Genomic DNA, 19,081 nt, shown 5'->3' on the forward strand with positions numbered 1-19,081 from the left:
GCCTCATCTCCACTCAAGCAGATATACGTGCACGGCTTGAGTGTTCCGAAATAATTGGCGACTTTAGGCGAACAAAGTCCGTGTCTTGCGAGCGTCCCCAACTTCTGTTAAATTATTTTCTTCTACATCTTGACAGCCCTGTAAATATTTTGTACTATAAACCGTAGTATGTCTCAAACGAGAGAGCCGCCCAACTGCCTTGACCAAGAATTTCAAAGGTGGTACTCGCCACGTAATTTATCCGTGGAATCAATCCAAAATCGCAAATCGAAAATCCTTGCGTCCCCCGCATTTATCCGTGGGGTCAATCTCAAATCTCAAATCTCAAATCTCAAATCGATTGACGCACTCAACTATTAACATTTTGAGGAAAGTTGTCTGTGAACTTAGACTCTGTACGCGAGCAATTTGAACAAAGAGCATTTGATTATGACGGCTTAATTACTCGCCTCATTCCGCGCTATCGCGAGCAACACGATTTAATATTGCAGTTAATTCCATTGGAAACCAATGCTAAGATAAAAGTTTTGGATTTAGGCGCGGGGACTGGCATACTGTCGGCTCTGATTTTGCAAGCATTTCCTCAAGCAAATGTCGTCGCCTTTGACATGGCGAAAAATATGCTGAAAACTTGCCAGACTAATTTGTCCGCTTTCGGAAAACGGCTGACCTTGCAGCAAGGAAATTTCGCCGAAGATGATTTCGGCAACGGTTACGATTTGGTAGTTTCTGGTTTGGCAATTCACCACCTAGATAGCGAAGGGAAACAAAAACTTTTTCACAAACTTTTCGACTCCATGAATCCCGGGGGAATCTTGCTAATTCGAGATATTGTGACAGGTGCTACCCCCAGGCTGACTGAGCAATACGAACATTTGTGGCGGCAGTACATGAAAGCTAACGGAGAAGACGATGCAGCCTGGTTTCAAAACTATTTAAAAGAAGATATTCCCTCGTCTGTTGAAGAGCAGACAAAGTGGCTTGCAGAAGCTGGTTTTGCAGACGCAGGATGTCACTGGCGCTATCTCAACTTTGCTATTTTTGGCGGACTTGTCCGAAGCTAGAAGGCATTCAGCAGAAAGAAAAGTTTTTGATAACCATCGCCAGATCGAGTTGCTGAAAACTCACGCCCCGAACACCATTTTCCACTAACCTGTATGGGCGGGTTCACTCACATAAGTGTCAACTTAACATCTGATGTAATGCCAAACTGCTGTTTGACGATTAAGCCCTCGATCTCCCTGGCATACCCCTAAAAAAGGGGCAAACGAGCATTCTTTCGCGTCCCCCGGGAGGGGGATGCAACGGGGATCGAAACTCAGTTATAAATGAGAGATACAAAGTATTTCAAACTGAAGTAGACACGCTTTTGGTTTACTCAATCCATCTCTCGCAGTGCAAACAGATTAAAGCAACCCGCCTCCACCGCACTGACATTGGGCAAAATGCGATTTCAAAGCTCAATAAATACAGTAAATTCATGAAGGATTCTCGATTAATAAAAATCAGCCGATATCTCAGCAAACATCTGCGCCACGCGCCCTCGCGCATCGGCATTCAACTCGCTCCCGGCGGCTGGGTTCCTGTTAGCGAGATCCTCGCTGCCTGCCAAAAAAATAATTTCCCTGTTCAGCTTGCAGAACTCAAGGAAGTAGTCGCGCAAAACGACAAACAGCGCTTTTCATTCGACTCCACAGGTACTCTAATTCGTGCCAACCAAGGACACAGCGTAGAGGTTGACTTGCAGTTAGAACCCGCTGTTCCCCCGGATATTTTATACCACGGAACAGGTAGCACTGCCGTCGAGTCTATTCTCAGTCAAGGAATTAGGAAAATGTCGCGGCATCACGTTCATTTGTCGGTGAATATCCAGACGGCGCGCCAAGTAGGTGCAAGACACGGCATCCCGGCTGTCTTTACTGTAGATGCCGCAGCAATGCAACGCGACGGTCATACATTTTACTGCTCGTAAAATAAAGTTTGGCTAGTAGATTTTGTGCCACCAAGTTATATAAAAATCAGTCGATCGCATTCAGTTTTTTGTATAAAATCTGCGGAAATATTTTATAATTGTAGTAACTAGGAGTTTCAGGAAATGAGTGGGGAAAATATGGGAGATAGCGACAACAATTTCAATCAAAACAATTCTCAAAATCGAGGACTTCTGGGCTGTGGGTGGCGGCCTCTCTACCGTCAATTTGATTGGGATCACCTGCTACACTTAGCGTCTACCGACCCCTTTGAACTAGCTCAAAAAACTTTAGATGCCGCTAGCGACATTGCCGACGCAATGGGACGACACCAATATACCTGGTGGGCAAATGTTTTAAATGTGTTCTCGGAAAATACTCGCTACGAAATCGACCAATTTTGGGATTACATTACTCCGCAGCCAGTTTATCCGGATTACCGTTACAAAGACGTTTTAGTTACCGAAACGCCGGTGGTTCAATTGGTCAGCCGCGCTAGCATTCCCATCGATTACGTTCTCAACAAAGTTCAAGAGATTACTGTTTTCAAAGTTCTGGATTTGCTGGGAAAACCGGACGCGATTACCCAGTTTTTTATGGAACGACATTTTTCTTATCCCCCGGAACGATTTATTAGCTGGGAACGCTTGGAAGTTTTGGGTACTGTTTACGCTCATTGGGCCAGATTCGGCTGCTGGCTGCAAATTGACAGCTACGACAGGGGAAGACGGTTCTACACTCTGATTTGTAAAGATATTACGCCGTTGGTTAGCAAGGCAACTTACAATTTAGCGGTGATTCTGGGCGGGTACAAAAGCCGCGTCGGACAGGTTCACAGTCAGTTCCCAATTCGGACGTTTTCTAAGGAAGTCCAAAGTTTTACCGATACAGTTCAGCAGGCAATTCTCGACCAAAATCAGTTGGCTGTTTTGGTTAGCGGGGAACCGGGTACGGGCAAAACTGCTTGGACGCAAGCGGTAGCAAAGGAAATTTTAGTGCCGCTGGGTTATGTAATTTTTATCTTAGATCACGATGCTGTGGAAAATTTTGTGCCGCCGAGTTATTTAGAGCGGATTTGCATTATTATCAATGAAGCTGATAATTTGGCTCAAGATCGATCGACCGCAGAGGCCCAGCGCACTAACAAAACTGAACACATTTTGAGTTTGCTGGACGGAACTTTGTATCAAAGCGTCATGGACGAAAACGGCATTCAATTTCAGCAAAAACTGGTAGTTTTGATGACTTGCAACACCACTGAAAGATTAGATCCTGCAATGTTACGGAAAGGGAGAGTAGATTTTACCAGTGAATTTACGCACAAATTTGTTTGAGCAAACCCTTGAAGTCTTGCGGAATCTGGGCGATCGCACTGGCTGCACGACCTCAAATACCGAACAATCGCCAGAAAATCTTCTGAATCTCAAGCTTTGGGGGAAAATTTCTTGAGTACCTATAGACACATCGCCATCAAAAATGATATCAATGATGGGTGATACCCTCTAAGGGTATCGCCCGAGAGAGCAAATCAGGAGAAGAGCATTTTTGGTCTCAAACAGAATTTTTCAAACTCAACAGCTATGGAGGAAATCCCAAACCGTGCAAACTAAGCCAGTTCAGAAAAAAAGTCAGGGACTGGGAAGGTATGCCGACGGGGCAATCCCGATCGCCCACCAACAATCCGTAGAGGCAGCCGTGTTCGAGAGTAAAGATCGATTTCGGCGGTTTGTGGAGCGCTCCGCCGACGCCGTGGCAATGGTAGACTGTGAAATGCGCTATCTGTCGGTTTCTCGTCGCTGGGAAACAGATTGCGGGTTAGGCGCCGGCGAAGCGATCGGCCGGTCTCATTGGGAACTGTTCCCGAATCTCCCAGAATATTGGCAGCAAAATGCTCGGGCTTGTTTGGCTGGTGTTTTGGAATACAGCGAGTTTGTGTTAGGGCGATCGACCGCATCTTTAGCAGAAAATATCGGAGGCGGCTGTTTGAGCGCGTCGATAAAATGGGTATTTCAGCCTTGGAAAAATAGCGAAGGTGCGATCGGCGGTTTGATCCTGTTTGCCTTTGAAAAAGCTGAGGATATCCCTCAAACAAATTGTTATAATAAATTTCAGTCCGAGGTCAAAAGCAAGCAGTTAGAAACCAGACCGCAGCTAACTCAAATTGCCCTCGAAAATGTTGCAGATACAGTATTTTTTACCACCTCCGACGGTCAAATTTGTTACGCTAACAAAGCAGCTTGTCATCTTTTCGGCTACTCGGAATCGGAACTGCTTAACCTGAGCGTGAGCGACATCGATTCGCAGTTGTCAGCATTAGATTGGCCCGCTCACTGGGAGCAACTCAAGCAGCAAAGGAACCTCACTTTTGAAACCAGTTACAAAACCCAAGACGGCGAGAGTTTTCCCGTCGAAGTTAAAGTCAATTATTTAGAATATGGTGGCTGCGAATACCGCTGCGCGATCGCCCGCGACATTTCCGCTCGCCAAGCAGCAGAATCAGCGCTTTTAGAGGCAAAAGAGCAACTTCAAGCCGTTTTGGACGCCGTGCCCGGATTAGTTTCTTGGGTAAGTTCCGATTTGCGGTACTTGGGAGTAAATCGACATTTAGCTACCGCTTACCAAATGCCTGCCGAACTATTTGCCGGTCAAAAAGTAGGTTTTTTAGAGACCAGTCCCAAATTTAACGATTTAGTATACGATTTCTTTGCCAACCCTGAAAAGAAGACATCTCAAGAAGTCACAGCCAGCATCCGAGGAGAAAATAAAACTTATTTAATCGTCGCTCAAAAATATCACAAAAGTACGGCGGCGGTATTTGTGGGAGTAGACATTACAGCAAGCAAACAGTCTCTTTTGGCTTTGCAAGAATCAGAAGAACGCCTGCGGCAGCAAGCGGCGAAATTAGAGCAGACGCTGTTAATTTTGCAGCAAACTCAAACTCAACTGATTCAAACAGAAAAAATGTCCTCTCTGGGGCAGTTGGTAGCAGGAATAGCCCACGAAATTAACAATCCAGTTAGTTTTATTTCCGGCAATGTCAGCCACGCCACGGGCTACATTCAAGAACTGCTGCGCTCGATCGAGCTTTACGAAAAGTATTATCCCCATCCCGTGCCGGAAATTCGAGATTGGATGGAAGAATTAGACTTAGAATTTATCAAAAAAGACTTGCCAAAATTGCTAAATTCAATGAAAGTCGGTTCGGAAAGGATTCGGGATGTGGTGCGATCGCTCCGCTTGTTCTCGCGTACCGACGAAGCCCAAATGAAGACCGCAGATATCCACGAATGTTTGGATAGCACTTTGCTGATCTTGCAAAATCGCCTGCAAGCTAAAGGGGGACGCCCGGGAATTTCTCTAATTAAAGAATACGGGAACTTGCCGCGAGTTCGCTGCTATGCGGGACAGTTAAATCAAGTGTTCATGCACTTGTTGACAAATGCGATCGACGCTTTGGAAGAAGGTGGGAGAAATCCCGAAAAGTACGGTAAAATGCAAAATCATTCTTTCTTGTCTTCGGGCGGCTCGGGAGCTAAAAAATTCCATCCCGAAATTCGGATTCGGACGGAAGTTGTAGGGGACAGCGAAGTTGCGATCGCCATTAGCGATAACGGCCCGGGGATGACTGAAGAAGTCCTCGGCTGCATCTTTGACCCTTTGTTTACCACTAAATGTCCCGATACGAGCACTGGTTTGGGTCTAGCAATATCCCAGCATTTAGTAGTAGAAAAGCACGGCGGTGAGTTGCACTGTGTTTCTCTTCCGGGACAGGGAACTGAGTTGATCGTTAAAATTGCGATCGGCAACGATTAATTAGCTATTTACAAATAGGAAATAAGATGGTAATTGAGTGGCTCAAATTTAAAGTACCTCAAGAAAAGTGGGAGCAGTTTATTCAGCGAGATCAGGAAGTTTGGACGGCGGGACTAAAAAGTTGGGACGGTTTTTTAGGCAAAGAAATTTGGGTAGATCCGGTGGAAAATGAGGTGGTGATGTTGATTCGCTGGGAAACTAGGGAGAAGTGGAAGTCGGTGCCACAAAGCACAATAGATGAGTTGGATGCCCAAATGGGGGATTTGCAAATTGCGATCGCCGAAAGTCGCGAATATCAAGTTCGCAAGTTTTTGCATTAGTTAGTCAGCAGTCAGTCGATCGTGTTAATTTTTGAAAGATTAATCATGAGTTTTACCTTGATTGTACCGCAGACATCGATTTGGTATTTGGTGCGAGGGGCGATCGCTCTTGGTAGAATCATCGCAGTGTTTGGTATTTGGTGTGAAGGGCGATCGATCTTGATGCGTGAGGGGCGATCGCTGTTGGTAGAATCATCGCAGTGTTTGGTATTTGGTGTCAGGGGCGATCGCGCTACCCCTTGCTTTCCACCTATGCAAGCACAGATAACCTGGAAACTTTCCGATCTGATTTGTTGTGCTGTGTGCGCTACCTAGACAGTGACAGACTTGGCAATTTTTGCCAGCAATCGCAACGCTTCATTGACAGAAGCTGAGTCTCGAAATATTTCTGCTACATCTGGATCGAGAATCACAACATTACTTGATTTCATATAGGCTTCATAGTATTTGCCACGGACACCACCTGAAAAATCGTATTCAGGTCTCATCTCGTCATTAATTGTTACTTCAGGTTCCTGACTCATAGCTTTTTCTCTCTTGTCGGGTGGCTAAACGGGCGCTGATTAAACGCACTTCACCTTCTCGTTCTGTATGGGACACAACAAAAAGGCGCTGTAAATTTGACTGACCGATCGTTAAAAGACGGAACTCACCTACAGAGTGGTTAGGGTCAGAAATTGTAATAGCCAGTGGATCTCCGAAGACAGTGACAGCTTCTTCAAAAGACACACCATGCTTTTTGGCATTACTACTGGCTTTGTTTGAGTCCCACTGAAACTTCATATATCTATTCTACTCTCAAGCAGAAGAGGGAGGTTGGGAATTGCCTAGCTTACTGCTCTATTTTACTATTTAGGGCAAAATGGCGAAAATCAAAAATGTCAATGTGACTGACTTCTAGGAACTCATAGACTCTGAGGAATGTTGAACTGCTGCTGTAGCGCTGTCATGGCTTTCTCGACTGGAATACCTTCACCTCGATCGAAGCTTTCGAGTCCTTTGCGGATGCCGATGATAGCTTCGAGGTAGTCGATACGCTCCTTCTGTTGTTCGTAGGTATTAAGTTGGGGGTTTGGAGTGGATTTTAGCGATCGCACCAAACTGAGAATATCCGCAAGTAGTTCGTCAGGGGTGCTATCGATTTCTTGGATGAGGAGTTCTTTGATGGTCATCGCGGCATCTCACGAGGATTGATACTTTGATTGTAACGGCGATCACTAGGAGTTTTGATGGGCGATCACACTTCGTAGAATCATCGCAGTGTTTGGTATTTGGTGTGAAGGGCGATCGATCTTGATGCGTGAGGGGCGATCGCTCTTGGTAGAATCATCGCAGTGTTTGGTATTTGGTGTCAGGGGCGATCGCAACTCGTACAATGATCGCATTGAAATAGTGGAAATGGAGCAGATTGTAAATGGAAAAAGAGGTTGGGTTTCCTTGCATCAACCCAACCTACAAGTGAGCGCGCTACAGGGAGAGAGCTACCGATACAGCAAGACTGACAAGGCTTGGATATGCAGCTTTAATTTCTCTTTTTCCCCATCTATAACCATCGTTGTGAGGATCGGAGAAGTGAACATCCTCAACATCTCCATTTCTTGAGTATTTCACAGTCCAGTGTGGATACTCACTGCTCTGCCCCGCTCTTTTTAACAGGTAGGCACGACCATCATCACGTACCTTGTATTCGAGATCATAACCTTCATCATCAGAAAAACCTGCTGATTGCCAACTAGAATATGCCATTTGTTCACCTCTATACTTTATTCTGGTTTATACAGGTGCATGCACCCCAAACGGATACTGGATCGAATGCAAAGAGTTTGTTTTACAGCTTCACTATCCTCTAATTGCTTGTTCGGTCATTCTCTCAAAATCATCGCATTTGTTGATCAGGGTTTGCACAATTTTGATGAAGTAATTGATATCCAGTAAACTGATTTCTGCATTGTGCATTATCGAAAAAACCTGCCTCCCATTAATTTCCTCTAGACACCAAAAACCAGTTTTATACTTACTACTTTCCTTAAGAAGATATGACGAAATTTGATGAGGAATATAATCAAAACTATCAAATTTTAAACCGCTCGGACAAGAAAACTCCAAGGTTGTATCGTATCGCAAGATAAACACTGTCTGCGTACTTCCAGAATTCATATTAAATTTTATGATAGCATTGTTAGAGTTGATGTCAGCAATTCTCCAGCCAATTTGATTGCAATATCCTCTGACTGTTGCCTGAAAGTTGTTAGACGAAAACAAGTCTTTTTCAATTGCCATATGCTACTCCTCAAGTTAATGATAATTATGACTTTAAATTACATTACAGTAGATGCCTGATTTGCGGTTCAGGGATAATCTTGCCAGTTGTGCTAGTTTTGGCTAAATTTTCTCTGCATTTAGGTTAGGTGTCTAAACAAACCATTTACTATTGGCTGTTTCACCTCCTATACCTATATCAACGCGGTAGGTTTCTCCAGAATATTTAAATTCTCTCCGTGCAGCAGGTATATCTCCATTACCGCCGTAACTTGTTGCTCTATTGTTTCCAAGCCAAGTAACCACTTTATCTACAGTAGACTCAGAATCTTCATGAGCTTTTCTAGGCAGTTCAGATTTTGAAAATTTGGAAACCGGGTTGGGAGGTCATTCACGGGGTTCACGAATAATTTAGAACTGCTATATAGTAGAGCTTATCCCCACTTTTGCTGAAGCTTGTTGTATAAATATTCTAGTGTCTGTCCAAAGTCATCGACCGTTTGATACTTATCAAGGTCTAAATGCTCTTTGTGTCCTTTATAAGTTGCGGTTAAAGTTAACCCATTTGAGTGCTGATGGACGTGCAGATCAGTAATGCCAGGATACTTATCTTTTTTAAGTAACCACAAAGAACCTGCTTTCCCTTTATTTATAAGTTCAGCCATTCTACTTCTCCTTCTATAAACTTCAGGTAAGGTCTAAACTTTTCTTAGAAAGCAACTGCGAATTTCCACAGTATTACATAGTCTCAAACAGCAAGTATTGAGTTTTATGATTGACGTTTGATGGTTCCTATTTTTATTGATTAAAGGTCGGCTTGTCAAGTCATACAATGTTCAAATTTGTCCGCTTTATTACCCTTTTGGGCACTATTTTAGTGATTTTTATACAAAAATGTAGATAAATGTACTAAAATGTTCCTGAATGTGAGCTATAATACAAAAAAATCACATCTTTCTGACCAATGAGCCTCAAAGAAGCTTTAAAGCTTGCCGATCGCATAGTCTTCGAGAAAACGGGTCAACACCTTGACGATTTACAAGAAGCGGTACTCCGGGGAACTCTACAACGCGAGACATACAAGCACATAGCCAAAGACTTTGATTGTTCCGAAAGCAGTGTTCGGAAAGTGGGCTCGGAATTGTGGCAAATACTTTCAGAAGAGTTGGGAGAAGATATCAGTAAATCAAATTTACGATCGGCACTGGAGAGGTTGCAAGTCTCGATAGTTTCACATTATGCACAAGACTCTGTGCAAATAGGCTTCGTTAATTATTGTGGAGAAGGTAGACACCCGCCAGATATACCAAACTCCCATCCACCAAATCAAGAAACATCTAACTCAAAACCAACGAAAACTCTACATCAAGATTTAAGCGAGATGCCGGAATTGGGCAATTTCTTCGATCGCACCCCCGAACTCCAAACCCTCACAACCTGGATTCTACAACAAAACTGCCGCCTCATCACCCTCACCGGTATCAGCGGCATCGGCAAAACATCCCTAGCAGTACAACTCGTAAAACAAATCAAAGACGAGTTTGAGTACGCAGTTTGGTACACACTAGACGAATTCCCCACCATCGATAAATTTCAATCTAACCTAACACAGCTTTTTTCCCAGTCAGAAAACCTAGATTCATCCCCAACAAACCAGAAACGCTTACCGCTGATTAAATATTTACAAAATCATCGCTGTTTAGTAATCTTAGATGACGTTCACAACCTTTTCTGTAGCGGCGAATTGGCAGGAAAGTATAAACCAGACTACGAAGAATATCGCTCTTTATTCAAACAGATAGAAAAATTATCCCATCAAAGTTGCTTTCTGCTAGTCGGTTGGGAACCACCGAAAGAAGTTCCTCAACTCACCAGCGAAAATACTCCTATTCGTACCTTACAACTCACTGGTTTAGACACCGCAGCCGCACGGGAAATCCTCAGAGATAAAGGATTAACAGAAATTGATAATTGCGAAGCACTAATACACCGCTACCAAGGCAACCCGTTATGGTTAAAAAGCGTGGCGACTCTGATTCAAGAGTTGGGAATCGGCGCGACCGAGTTATTAATAGATGATACCATATTGTTACCCGAAGATTTGAAAGATGTTCTACAGCAGCAGTACGATCGCACTTCCGAACTCGAAAAACAAGTAATGTTATTGTTAGCGACAGAAAACCAGCCAGTCAACTTCGCCAAATTGCTACAAAACGGACAAATATCATCATCAGATTTGCTAAACGCATTGCAATCTCTATCACGGCGCTGCTTGATCGAAAAACAGGAAAGTCTTTACACTTTGCCACCTGTACTGAAGCAATATATCAAAGGGTTGTAACTGACATCTTGCACCATTCTGGATAAATTTTTTAGGAACAGGCTTTCCGGCCTGTTCCACAATAAAATTCATCTTTTGTGGAACGGGCCGGAGATCCCGTTCTTGAGAATGATGCGAGATTGTGGGTTTTAGGCAATTATTGTTGGTGAACCCGCCCCTACAAATTTTTGACAGAGGGTAAGATTTCAGTTATACCCAATCCGGCTTAAATACCTCCTTTATTTCTTAGTCTGCCGAGGCAGACTTTGTTTGACTCTTAAGCGGTTTCAACCGCCCAATCATAAAGGGTGGTGACTGTGCTATCATAGAATACAAAACTTATTGAGTCGAGTTATATGACCACAATAACTACAGTCACAACAGCCTCCCAACTGGCTGATTACTACATCTGGTTCGCGAATGACGTAGGTTCCTATCTCAGCAACCACAAGCTACAAAAACTCTTGTACTACGCCCAAGCATGGTATTTAGCATTTGAAGATACACCGCTGTTTGATGAAGATTTTGAAGCTTGGGTGCACGGGCCGACTATCCCGGCTTTATTTTATGAATACAAAGAACAATTTGACTGGAAGCCAATTCTGAAAGAAGTCAAAAAACCAGAGTTTCCCGAAGAAGTACAAGAGTTTTTAGACGAGTTATCCGACGAATATTTCTTTTGCGATGCCTATGAGTTAGAATTGATGGTGCGCCGCGAAGACCCTTGGATTAATGCTAGAGGTGATTTGCCAAAAGATGAACCTTCTCATGCTATTATTACCAAGGAATCAATGAGAGACTTTTACAAAAGCCGTGTCATCGAAGAAAATTAAGAAAGCAGATATACGCCGCCAGCAATCTTTATCGAGCATCAATCGTCTAGATGTAAAAATACCGGAAGGAGTTAGTTTTTCTTTCAGGTATTATCAGGATGATAAAGATAAGTTTTCACTAGGCGGTAGAGATGCTAAGTATCTAGCATCTCTATTGAGACGGCTGCGCAATTTGTCACAATTGAACGCTCAATAAATTATCAATAATCAGAGTAAAAGTCTGCGCTGTCATGGCATAGTTTGGAAAAATAATACTGAACCTAATGGCTTTGGTATTCTCAATGAAGATATCCTAATCAATATCCCCTACCAGTTTCAAATATCTGCTAATGAATACGGCAGGGTGCATGGCTTTTTTAGTGAAAATGTTTTTTATATTGTCTGGCTAGACCCAGAACACAATCTTTACAGTTGAAATTATGATAAATTACCCACGGTCAGGACACGGCAGTGCCGTTTCCCTACAATTAATCGGGTAGGGAAACGGCATTGCCGTGTTCTTCTCGCTGGCGGGGTTCCCAGCCATTGCGATCGCCTATTTTGAAGTAGGGCAACGGCATTGTCTTGTCCGACTTGCTATTAAGTAGAACGGCGTAAATATTTGTAGTTGGAATGAGGCAGGAGGCAGCTATGCTGAAGGCAGGAGGGAAGAGGGTTTCAGCCTCATTTATTTTTCTTAACACAGTTGTGTTTTTTCCCACAGACTTGCTATTACGCACTCCGAATCTCAGAAACCGGGTTTTTTAGCGAATCTGTGGCTGCGACGAAATATTATCGCAAAAAAACCGATTTCTGGGTGGCCGTGCTCAGTCCTAATTTTAAGAAAATTTGGCATAGAGAGCTGAAATAAAATTCACGCTTAAAAAGCCTACTCCTAGTACGAGAATGATAAAGATCGAGATACTGAAAATAGACTTGAGCCGATCGCCAATTCCGGGTTTTTCTGAGTTCATTGGTCAATTTTTGCAGTAAATTTGCTCCGGGCAATTGAGAAACAGTAAATTATACCAATGCGCGCACAAAAAGGCAACTCCAGACAAGCTCCAAACCCCGATCGCCCTCAGTAGGTCGCATTTTTTTAACTTTTAATCTAAAATCTAAAATCTAAAATAGTCTCAGGCATTGTTCGGTTAGCCTGGGCTGCCCGAAGTCGATCGCCCGAGCCCGATGACCCTAACTCCTGTAAAATAGAGGGCGCGTTGGGGCGAACCTTTTAACAGCCGGAATTGGGCGCGATCGTCGTCAGCTCCCAAATACATAATAATATGTCAGTCATCCTTAGCTTACTGACAAAGGTAAAAATAGAAGAGTTTCAGGAAATAATCTAAAACATATAACTGAAAAAAGGATAGAAATCAATGCTCCACCCAGTCTCGCAACCTTACCAACAACGAGAAAATACTATGACTCAAAGAGCCGTGCGGAAGCCAAAACCCTCTGTTGCAAACAACCATTTGAGACCAAGTTTTCCTCAAAGGCACTGGCTGGAGCTGGCAGAGTACGCCTCTCTGGCTGCCTCTGGTGTGGGTTCCCTGGCGGTGGCTGTGTCGGGTCAAGCTTTTTACGGGGTGGCTCCCCTAACTTTGGCTTTGTCGCTGAATGTTGCTAACAGGTATCGGTTCGAGCAGCAAGTGCGGGTGCATCAAAATTCGGAAATGGCCCAAGTGCAAAAGTCTGTAAATAAGGTCGAAAAAACGGCCGTGACGGTAATTGTTAAATTGCGCAAGCAGTTGTCAGCAGATATTGCAGCGCTGCGCCAGCAAATGGCTGCACTGCCTAAGGCAGAAGGCGTTGATGAGTCGATAGACATCCAGCGGCAGTTGCTGAGTTTGGGAGAGTCGGTAGCTTCTTTGCAAGAAATAGTGGCGTCTGCTGTCCTCGATGTCCGCCAGCAGGTGAGCGCACAACTGCAAGATTTATCGGTTGACCAATCGGCGCATCTCCAAGCTGTAGAACAGGCTATAGAGCAACTGCAAAGCGCGACGCAAGGCTTGGTAGAAACTTCTATCACCCGAGACGACTGGGAAGCAGTAAATACTCGATTTTTGGAAATCCAGAAAGTCATGGCCAATTTGCAAAGTCAACTGCAAGCTCCCGCGCAGCAATCGACTCCGGATTTGTCAATTGTCCAAGCTCAAATCCACCGTTTGGAACACGAGCAGCAAGAAGTTGTCAAACCTCACCTCAAGCGCTTAATCTCGGTTGTCAAGGAGTTGCAGCACATACAAGAGAGTAGTCATTAGTCGTTAGTCATCAGTCAATCGATTTGAGATTTTAGATTTTAGATTTTCGATTGACTTGCGCGAGATAAATGCGGGGGCTTGAGGATTTTCGATTTTCGATTTGGGCTCGATCCCACTGATCGATCGCGTGGCGGGTACCACCTTTGAAATTCGTGGTCATCATTCATTAGTCATCAGTCATTAGTCGTTAGTCATCAGTCAGAAGGAAGATTTTTCGACTCAGACATTCTCCGACTCACGCCCGATCGAGTCCAAATTTTTCGACAACTGTGTTAAAAGATTAAAAGCTAATCTGCTTAGTTCACCTGTTTTCAACCTGTTACAAGAAAATTAAATGACTGCAACCGTAACTATTGCTGATAACCCGTTACTAATCGGTCAAGGACTGCCTCCATTTGACGCGATCGAACCAGAGCAGGTAGTCCCCGCCATTACCCAACTGCTGACCGAACTAGAAGCCTCGCTAGCTACCTTAGAATCGTCTGTAGAGCCGACTTGGAGCGGCTTAGTAGAACCGTTGCAGCGGCTCGGAGAGCGTTTAAATTGGAGCTGGAGCATTGTCGGACATTTGATGGGCGTGAAAAATAGCCCGGAACTGCGATCGGCTCACGAAACAGTGCAGCCGGAAGTAGTAAAATTTTGGAGCAAGCTCAGTCAAAGCAAACCGCTTTACGAAGCTTTTAAAGCGCTGCGGGCAAGCGAAAATTGGGACAGCTTAGAGTCAGCTCAACAGCGAATTGTCGAAGCCGCTCTCCGAGACGCCCAACTCTCCGGCGTCGGTTTAGAAGGCGAACAAAAAGAGCGTTTTAATGCCATTCAATTAGAATTGGCGGAAATTACTACCCAATTTTCCAATCACGTCCTCGACGCTACCAAAGCATTCAGCATCACCCTCACAAACAAAGACGAAATTGACGGTTTGCCGCCGAGTTTGTTGAGTTTAGCAGCTCAAGCCGCTCGCAGCGCCGGCGAAGAAAATGCGGATGCCGAAAACGGCCCTTGGCGGATCACTTTAGACTTTCCGAGTTACGGCCCTTTCATGCAGCACAGCACCCGCCGCGACTTGCGCGAAAAGTTGTACAAAGCTTTTATCGGCAGAGCAAGTAGCGGAGAATTGAATAACTGGCCGTTGACGGATCGCATTTTAGCTTTGCGCCACGAAAAAGCTGCTTTGCTAGGGTTTAGCAGTTATGCGGAATTGAGCTTGGCGAGCAAAATGGCTCCCGACGTTGCAGCAGTGGAAGCTTTGTTAGAAGAATTGCGCTTAGCTAGTTATGATGCTGCTGTCAAAGATTTGGAAGAATTGAAAGCTTTTGCAGCCGAAAAAGGCGCGCCGGAAGCTGGAGATTTGAAGCACTGGGATGTAGGTTTTTGGTCGGAACGGCGGCGGGAAGAAAAGTTTGCTTTTAGTGCCGAAGAATTGCGCCCTTACTTTGCTTTGCCGCAGGTATTAGAGGGGTTATTTGGATTAGTCAAGCGGCTGTTCGGCGTGACAGTAACTGCGGCGGACGGTCAAACTCCTGTGTGGCACAAAGATGTGCGCTATTTCCAAATAGATGACGAAGCAGGAAATACGATCGCCAATTTCTATTTAGACCCCTACAGCCGCCCCGAGGAAAAGCGCGGCGGTGCTTGGATGGACGAGTGCGTGGTGCGCGCTAAATTTGTGGAAGCGTCCAAGACAACCACGCGGTTGCCAGTGGCTTATTTGGTGTGCAACCAAAGTCCTCCGGTTGACGGCAAACCGAGTTTAATGACTTTTTTGGAAGTCGAAACTTTGTTTCACGAATTCGGTCACGGTTTGCAGCATATGCTGACAACGGTAGACTATCCGGGGGCTTCGGGCATCAATAATGTTGAGTGGGATGCGGTGGAATTGCCCAGTCAATTTATGGAAAATTGGTGTTACGACCGCGCTACTTTGTTCGGGATGGCAAAGCATTACCAAACTGGGGAAACTTTGCCGGAACACTACTACCAAAAACTGCTAGCAGCGCGCCACTACATGAGCGGCACCGCCATGCTCAGGCAAGTACATTTTAGCAGCGTTGACATCGAATTGCACCACCGCTACCGATCGGGCGGCAGCGAAACTGTGGCCGATGTCCGCAACCGCATCGCTAAAACTACCACAGTTTTGCCTCCTCTGGAAGAAGACGCATTTTTGTGCGCTTTCGGACATATTTTTGCGGGCGGCTATGCGGCGGGGTATTACAGTTATAAATGGGCGGAAGTGCTCAGCGCTGATGCTTTTGCGGCGTTTGAGGAAGCGGGTTTGGAAGATGAAATTGCGATCGCATCTACAGGTAAGCGCTTCCGAGATACAGTGTTAGGATTGGGCGGCAGTTTGCACCCGATGGAAGTGTTTAAAACTTTCCGGGGACGCGAACCGAGCACTAAAGCTTTGTTGAGACACAGCGGTTTAGTTGCAGCTTAATTAAGTGTGGAATAACTGGGATTAATGCGGGTGAATTTATCTGCATTAATCCCGATTTTTTGTTGCACAGGATTTACGCATATCATGTATGTGTAGGGTGCGGTGTGCATGAATTATTACCGCTATAATTTATATCAAATCACGTAGCATCGGAATTATTCATCTCTCTGTTCTCTGACCAATAATTTCTTGATGGTACAAGCCCCCGGATTTATCCGTGGAATCAATCGAAAATCGAAAATCGAAAATCCTCAAGAAAGAGCATTTATCTCGCGCAAGTCAATCTAAAATCTCAAATCTAAAATCTAAAATCGATTGACTCTGTGTCCTCTGTGTCCTCTGCGGTTTAATCATTCCAATTCAACCGGAATTCATCTCATGCGTAAAACCACTTTTTGCCTAACTGTTGCTGAATTCAAAATGTTTGTATAAAAAACTAAAGCGTTCAGATTTTTCTACTAATTCCCACAATTATTGCTACATATAATCCTGCGACCATCTGTAGGGAAACGGCACTGCCGTGTCCGGCGCGAGACTCGGCAATTTTTCATGTTTGTTATACAATTGATAATTGCAGCCACAGTTTTTTTATTAAAATTAATAGGACTTGAGTCCTCACTACAAACCCATTTTATGGTAGAACATCATGCAAGAAACATCTGTAGTTTGGCACATCATCCAAAAAGTTTCTGTGAAAATTGGGGATGATGTGCGATCGCCAGCAGCTTTTAGTTTAGGTTGAAGGCTCATCAAAGCCGCATCAGTCTCAATACTGTTAGTATAGACTCCGATTTGCGAATATTTGCTGTCATTTATCACTGATTGATTATACTTAACGTTCTCTCCACCGGAAATTCACTTTATATTTCTCAACATTTACGAAATGTTTTCTCGATACAGCTAATGCTTTTATTGGCAACAAAAAATCTAGGCTTTTACCGAATCTTTAAGATAGAGTGGCAACAGCAAGTCTTTTTTAAACTTTTGATAAAGAACGGGGTACTTGGCGTCAAAAGGGTAAAAAAATTAGGTAGAAACTAAAAAACTTAGTTGGGATTAATTTTAGGATTGCCAGAAAAAATCTTTGTATATATGATAAAAAGTAAGGATTGATAGTGAGTCGTTCACCCATAGATTAAGATTTTCATGGATATTCAATTAATTAATATCGGTTTTGGTAACATTGTGTCTGCTAATCGAGTCATTGCCATTGTCAGTCCCGAGTCAGCCCCAATTAAGCGGATTATTACTGATGCGCGGGAGCGGGGACAACTGGTTGACGCTACTTACGGCCGCCGCACGAGAGCGGTAATTATTACAGATTCGAGTCACGTCATCCTCTCGGCGATTCAGCCGGAAACGGTTGCTAATCGTTTTGCGATCGGCAAAGACAGTCAAGGTCGGGATGATTGAGGTTTGTCAGTTGCAATTTAAGCGTTTACAGTCTAAAGTAAGCAGAAACTTAAATTGTTACACGTTTCTATTCTAAAAATGAAATCCGGTAAATTAATTGTTCTGACGGGGCCTAGCGGTGTGGGGAAAGGCACCCTAGTACGATCGCTCCTCAATCGCCATCCCGAATTGTATCTTTCGGTATCGGCGACAACTCGCTCGCCCCGTGAGGGAGAAATTGAGGGAAAGCACTACTATTTTGTCAGCCGCAGCCGCTTTGAACAAATGGTTGAGGCTGGAGATTTGGCAGAATGGGCCCAGTTTGCCGGTAATTTTTACGGTACTCCTTATTTTGGTCTCAAACAAGGAATCGGTGAGGGAAAATCGGTAATCCTGGAAATTGAGCTCGAAGGCGCGAGGCAAATTAGGAATAATTTTCCAGAGGCGCTGCGAATTTTTATTTTACCTCCTTCTTGGGATGAGTTGGAACGGCGCTTGCGGAGTCGAGGTCAAGATTCCGAAAGTGCGATCGCCCGTCGGTTGCTGCGGGCTAAAGAGGAAATTGAAGCTGCGGGAGAATTCGATTTCCAAGTTGTCAACGATGATTTGGAAGTTGCTTTGAAAAAGCTAGAATCAATACTTAATTTGGTTGAGCTTTCAGGTAACTAATAACTAATGACTAATGACTAATAACTAATAACTAATGACTGATTACCCATTTTTCTGTGCGGGCTAAAACTTCTGTACTTTCTTTGATAGCGATACAAACTTTTAAATTCAATTCTAGAGTGTTGGACGCAGGCGAAAATTTCCGTACCGGTTCAATTTCGCGAGCAGAACAGCCCAACATTTCCATATAAGCTAGCGTCCAGCCAATAGCTGCAAGGTCGCTGATATTGCCAGTACCCTCACACAGGTGACAGCTAATTTCACCTTGCGGGCCGCACTCAGGACAAACCCAATTGCCCAACGCTGAATGTGGTTCATTTGTGCGAGCATTAGATGCAGTTTTTAAGGCTTTAATGTGATTTTGAACTACTTGTTCAAAACTTCGAGCTTGGTTGATGCCCTGGATGGATTTGTTGTGCGATCGCCCGATTTCTTCTGTTGGTTGTGGAAACGAAGCAAGAGATGCTGTTTGTTTCTCCCTGGTTACTCTAGATTCTCCTAGATTCGCCGTTAGCTGAATACCATAGTCTTTCGACTCCTCAGTCACAGAGTGGTTGAGTGCGCTGGAGGAATCGGGTTCGGAAGTTGTGAAGGATGGTTCTATGCGATCGGCAAAATCTTGCATTGAGAGGTGATGTTCGATCGCCAAAGACCAAGTTCTTTTGTGTCGGAGGTCGCCATATTTTCTGGCTTCTTCCTCAGTAATCCCGATCGCCGCAGCCTCTTGGCGCAGCACATTCATCGAAGTCATTGTATCTGATATCATTAGTTTGTTTGCAGTTAAATTTACGATCGCCCGCTCAGCTTACAAATAAATTACCTTAG

General features: G+C 44.3%; 24 protein-coding genes. 13 read left to right on the forward strand and 11 right to left on the reverse strand.

The features are described 5' to 3' along the window. Positions 1–380 precede the first annotated feature (380 nt). From QUA99_RS08265 to QUA99_RS08295, 7 genes are all read left to right on the forward strand, one after another. A complete protein-coding gene (locus tag QUA99_RS08265; protein WP_333235581.1) occupies positions 381–1,064 on the forward strand; it encodes a class I SAM-dependent methyltransferase in 684 nt (227 codons plus the stop codon). Positions 1,065–1,480: 416 nt separating this feature from the next. Then, entirely contained in the window at positions 1,481–1,972 is a 492-nt protein-coding gene (locus tag QUA99_RS08270) for an RNA 2'-phosphotransferase (protein ID WP_333235582.1), read from the forward strand. A 123-nt stretch (positions 1,973–2,095) separates the two neighbouring features. Continuing rightward, positions 2,096–3,304 (forward strand): AAA family ATPase, encoded by a 1,209-nt coding sequence (locus QUA99_RS08275; protein WP_333235583.1) that lies wholly within the window; start codon positions 2,096–2,098, stop codon positions 3,302–3,304. After that, the gene (locus QUA99_RS08280) at positions 3,279–3,419 is read left to right on the forward strand and encodes a hypothetical protein (RefSeq protein WP_333235584.1); all 141 of its coding nucleotides are present in this window, start codon (positions 3,279–3,281) and stop codon (positions 3,417–3,419) included. Before QUA99_RS08275 ends, QUA99_RS08280 begins: the two co-directional genes overlap by 26 nt. A gap of 150 nt (positions 3,420–3,569) precedes the next feature. Beyond that, positions 3,570–5,783 (forward strand): PAS domain S-box protein, encoded by a 2,214-nt coding sequence (locus tag QUA99_RS08285; RefSeq protein WP_333235585.1) that lies wholly within the window; start codon positions 3,570–3,572, stop codon positions 5,781–5,783. 26 nt (positions 5,784–5,809) lie between these two features. After that, complete coding sequence (locus tag QUA99_RS08290) at positions 5,810–6,103, forward strand: TIGR03792 family protein (protein WP_333235586.1); 294 nt, start codon at positions 5,810–5,812, stop codon at positions 6,101–6,103. A gap of 45 nt (positions 6,104–6,148) precedes the next feature. Then, a complete protein-coding gene (locus QUA99_RS08295) occupies positions 6,149–6,418 on the forward strand; it encodes a hypothetical protein (RefSeq protein ID WP_333235587.1) in 270 nt (89 codons plus the stop codon). Here the strand turns inward: QUA99_RS08295 and QUA99_RS08300 are convergent. The 7 genes from QUA99_RS08300 to QUA99_RS08330 all read right to left on the reverse strand — a co-directional run bounded on the left by QUA99_RS08300 (position 6,415) and on the right by QUA99_RS08330 (position 9,027). Further along, on the reverse strand, positions 6,415–6,627 hold the full coding sequence (locus tag QUA99_RS08300; protein WP_106147613.1) for a hypothetical protein: 213 nt from the start codon (positions 6,625–6,627) through the stop codon (positions 6,415–6,417). The genes QUA99_RS08295 and QUA99_RS08300 overlap by 4 nt on opposite strands. Continuing rightward, a complete protein-coding gene (locus tag QUA99_RS08305) occupies positions 6,611–6,886 on the reverse strand; it encodes a BrnT family toxin (RefSeq protein ID WP_333235588.1) in 276 nt (91 codons plus the stop codon). The genes QUA99_RS08300 and QUA99_RS08305 overlap by 17 nt, the downstream gene beginning before the upstream one ends. Positions 6,887–7,008: 122 nt before the next feature. Beyond that, positions 7,009–7,275 (reverse strand): hypothetical protein, encoded by a 267-nt coding sequence (locus QUA99_RS08310; protein ID WP_333235589.1) that lies wholly within the window; start codon positions 7,273–7,275, stop codon positions 7,009–7,011. Between the two features lie 45 nt (positions 7,276–7,320). Then, positions 7,321–7,488: a hypothetical protein gene (locus QUA99_RS08315; protein ID WP_333235590.1), complete on the reverse strand. Its 168-nt coding sequence runs from the start codon at positions 7,486–7,488 to the stop codon at positions 7,321–7,323. Positions 7,489–7,570: 82 nt separating this feature from the next. Then, on the reverse strand, positions 7,571–7,849 hold the full coding sequence (locus QUA99_RS08320) for a hypothetical protein (RefSeq protein ID WP_015176407.1): 279 nt from the start codon (positions 7,847–7,849) through the stop codon (positions 7,571–7,573). Positions 7,850–7,942: 93 nt separating this feature from the next. Then, positions 7,943–8,383 carry a hypothetical protein gene (locus QUA99_RS08325; RefSeq protein WP_333235591.1) on the reverse strand — a complete coding sequence of 147 codons (441 nt, stop codon included), beginning with the start codon at positions 8,381–8,383 and terminating at the stop codon, positions 7,943–7,945. Between the two features lie 413 nt (positions 8,384–8,796). Next, positions 8,797–9,027, reverse strand: a complete 231-nt coding sequence (locus tag QUA99_RS08330) for a hypothetical protein (RefSeq protein ID WP_333235592.1) — start codon at positions 9,025–9,027, stop codon at positions 8,797–8,799. 299 nt (positions 9,028–9,326) lie between these two features. On the opposite strand from QUA99_RS08330, the gene QUA99_RS08335 reads away from it, so the two are divergent. Beyond that, positions 9,327–10,703 (forward strand): NB-ARC domain-containing protein, encoded by a 1,377-nt coding sequence (locus QUA99_RS08335; RefSeq protein ID WP_333235593.1) that lies wholly within the window; start codon positions 9,327–9,329, stop codon positions 10,701–10,703. 335 nt (positions 10,704–11,038) lie between these two features. Next, positions 11,039–11,515 (forward strand): type II toxin-antitoxin system antitoxin SocA domain-containing protein, encoded by a 477-nt coding sequence (locus QUA99_RS08340; protein WP_333235594.1) that lies wholly within the window; start codon positions 11,039–11,041, stop codon positions 11,513–11,515. 467 nt (positions 11,516–11,982) lie between these two features. Here QUA99_RS08340 and QUA99_RS08345 read toward each other — a convergent pair whose 3' ends face one another. The 3 genes from QUA99_RS08345 to QUA99_RS08355 form a co-directional block, all read right to left on the reverse strand. Next, the gene (locus QUA99_RS08345; RefSeq protein ID WP_333235595.1) at positions 11,983–12,198 is read right to left on the reverse strand and encodes a hypothetical protein; all 216 of its coding nucleotides are present in this window, start codon (positions 12,196–12,198) and stop codon (positions 11,983–11,985) included. A gap of 135 nt (positions 12,199–12,333) precedes the next feature. After that, positions 12,334–12,468: a hypothetical protein gene (locus QUA99_RS08350; RefSeq protein ID WP_333235596.1), complete on the reverse strand. Its 135-nt coding sequence runs from the start codon at positions 12,466–12,468 to the stop codon at positions 12,334–12,336. 177 nt (positions 12,469–12,645) lie between these two features. Then, positions 12,646–12,774, reverse strand: coding sequence for a hypothetical protein (locus QUA99_RS08355; RefSeq protein ID WP_333235597.1), 129 nt, complete (start codon positions 12,772–12,774; stop codon positions 12,646–12,648). Between the two features lie 144 nt (positions 12,775–12,918). Here QUA99_RS08355 and QUA99_RS08360 point away from each other — a divergent pair, with 144 nt between their 5' ends. From QUA99_RS08360 to gmk, 4 genes are all read left to right on the forward strand, one after another. Beyond that, positions 12,919–13,758 (forward strand): hypothetical protein, encoded by an 840-nt coding sequence (locus tag QUA99_RS08360; protein WP_333235598.1) that lies wholly within the window; start codon positions 12,919–12,921, stop codon positions 13,756–13,758. A 334-nt stretch (positions 13,759–14,092) separates the two neighbouring features. Beyond that, positions 14,093–16,195 (forward strand): M3 family metallopeptidase, encoded by a 2,103-nt coding sequence (locus QUA99_RS08365; protein ID WP_333235599.1) that lies wholly within the window; start codon positions 14,093–14,095, stop codon positions 16,193–16,195. Between the two features lie 1,146 nt (positions 16,196–17,341). After that, the gene (remA, locus tag QUA99_RS08370; protein WP_106149020.1) at positions 17,342–17,608 is read left to right on the forward strand and encodes an extracellular matrix/biofilm regulator RemA; all 267 of its coding nucleotides are present in this window, start codon (positions 17,342–17,344) and stop codon (positions 17,606–17,608) included. Between the two features lie 78 nt (positions 17,609–17,686). Further along, positions 17,687–18,256, forward strand: a complete 570-nt coding sequence (gene gmk / locus QUA99_RS08375; protein WP_333235600.1) for a guanylate kinase — start codon at positions 17,687–17,689, stop codon at positions 18,254–18,256. Between the two features lie 31 nt (positions 18,257–18,287). Here gmk and QUA99_RS08380 read toward each other — a convergent pair whose 3' ends face one another. Further along, positions 18,288–19,022, reverse strand: a complete 735-nt coding sequence (locus QUA99_RS08380; RefSeq protein ID WP_333235601.1) for a hypothetical protein — start codon at positions 19,020–19,022, stop codon at positions 18,288–18,290. Positions 19,023–19,081 lie beyond the last annotated feature (59 nt).

The organism is Microcoleus sp. F10-B2 (genome assembly GCF_036704965.1).
Lineage (GTDB): Bacteria > Cyanobacteriota > Cyanobacteriia > Cyanobacteriales > Microcoleaceae > Microcoleus.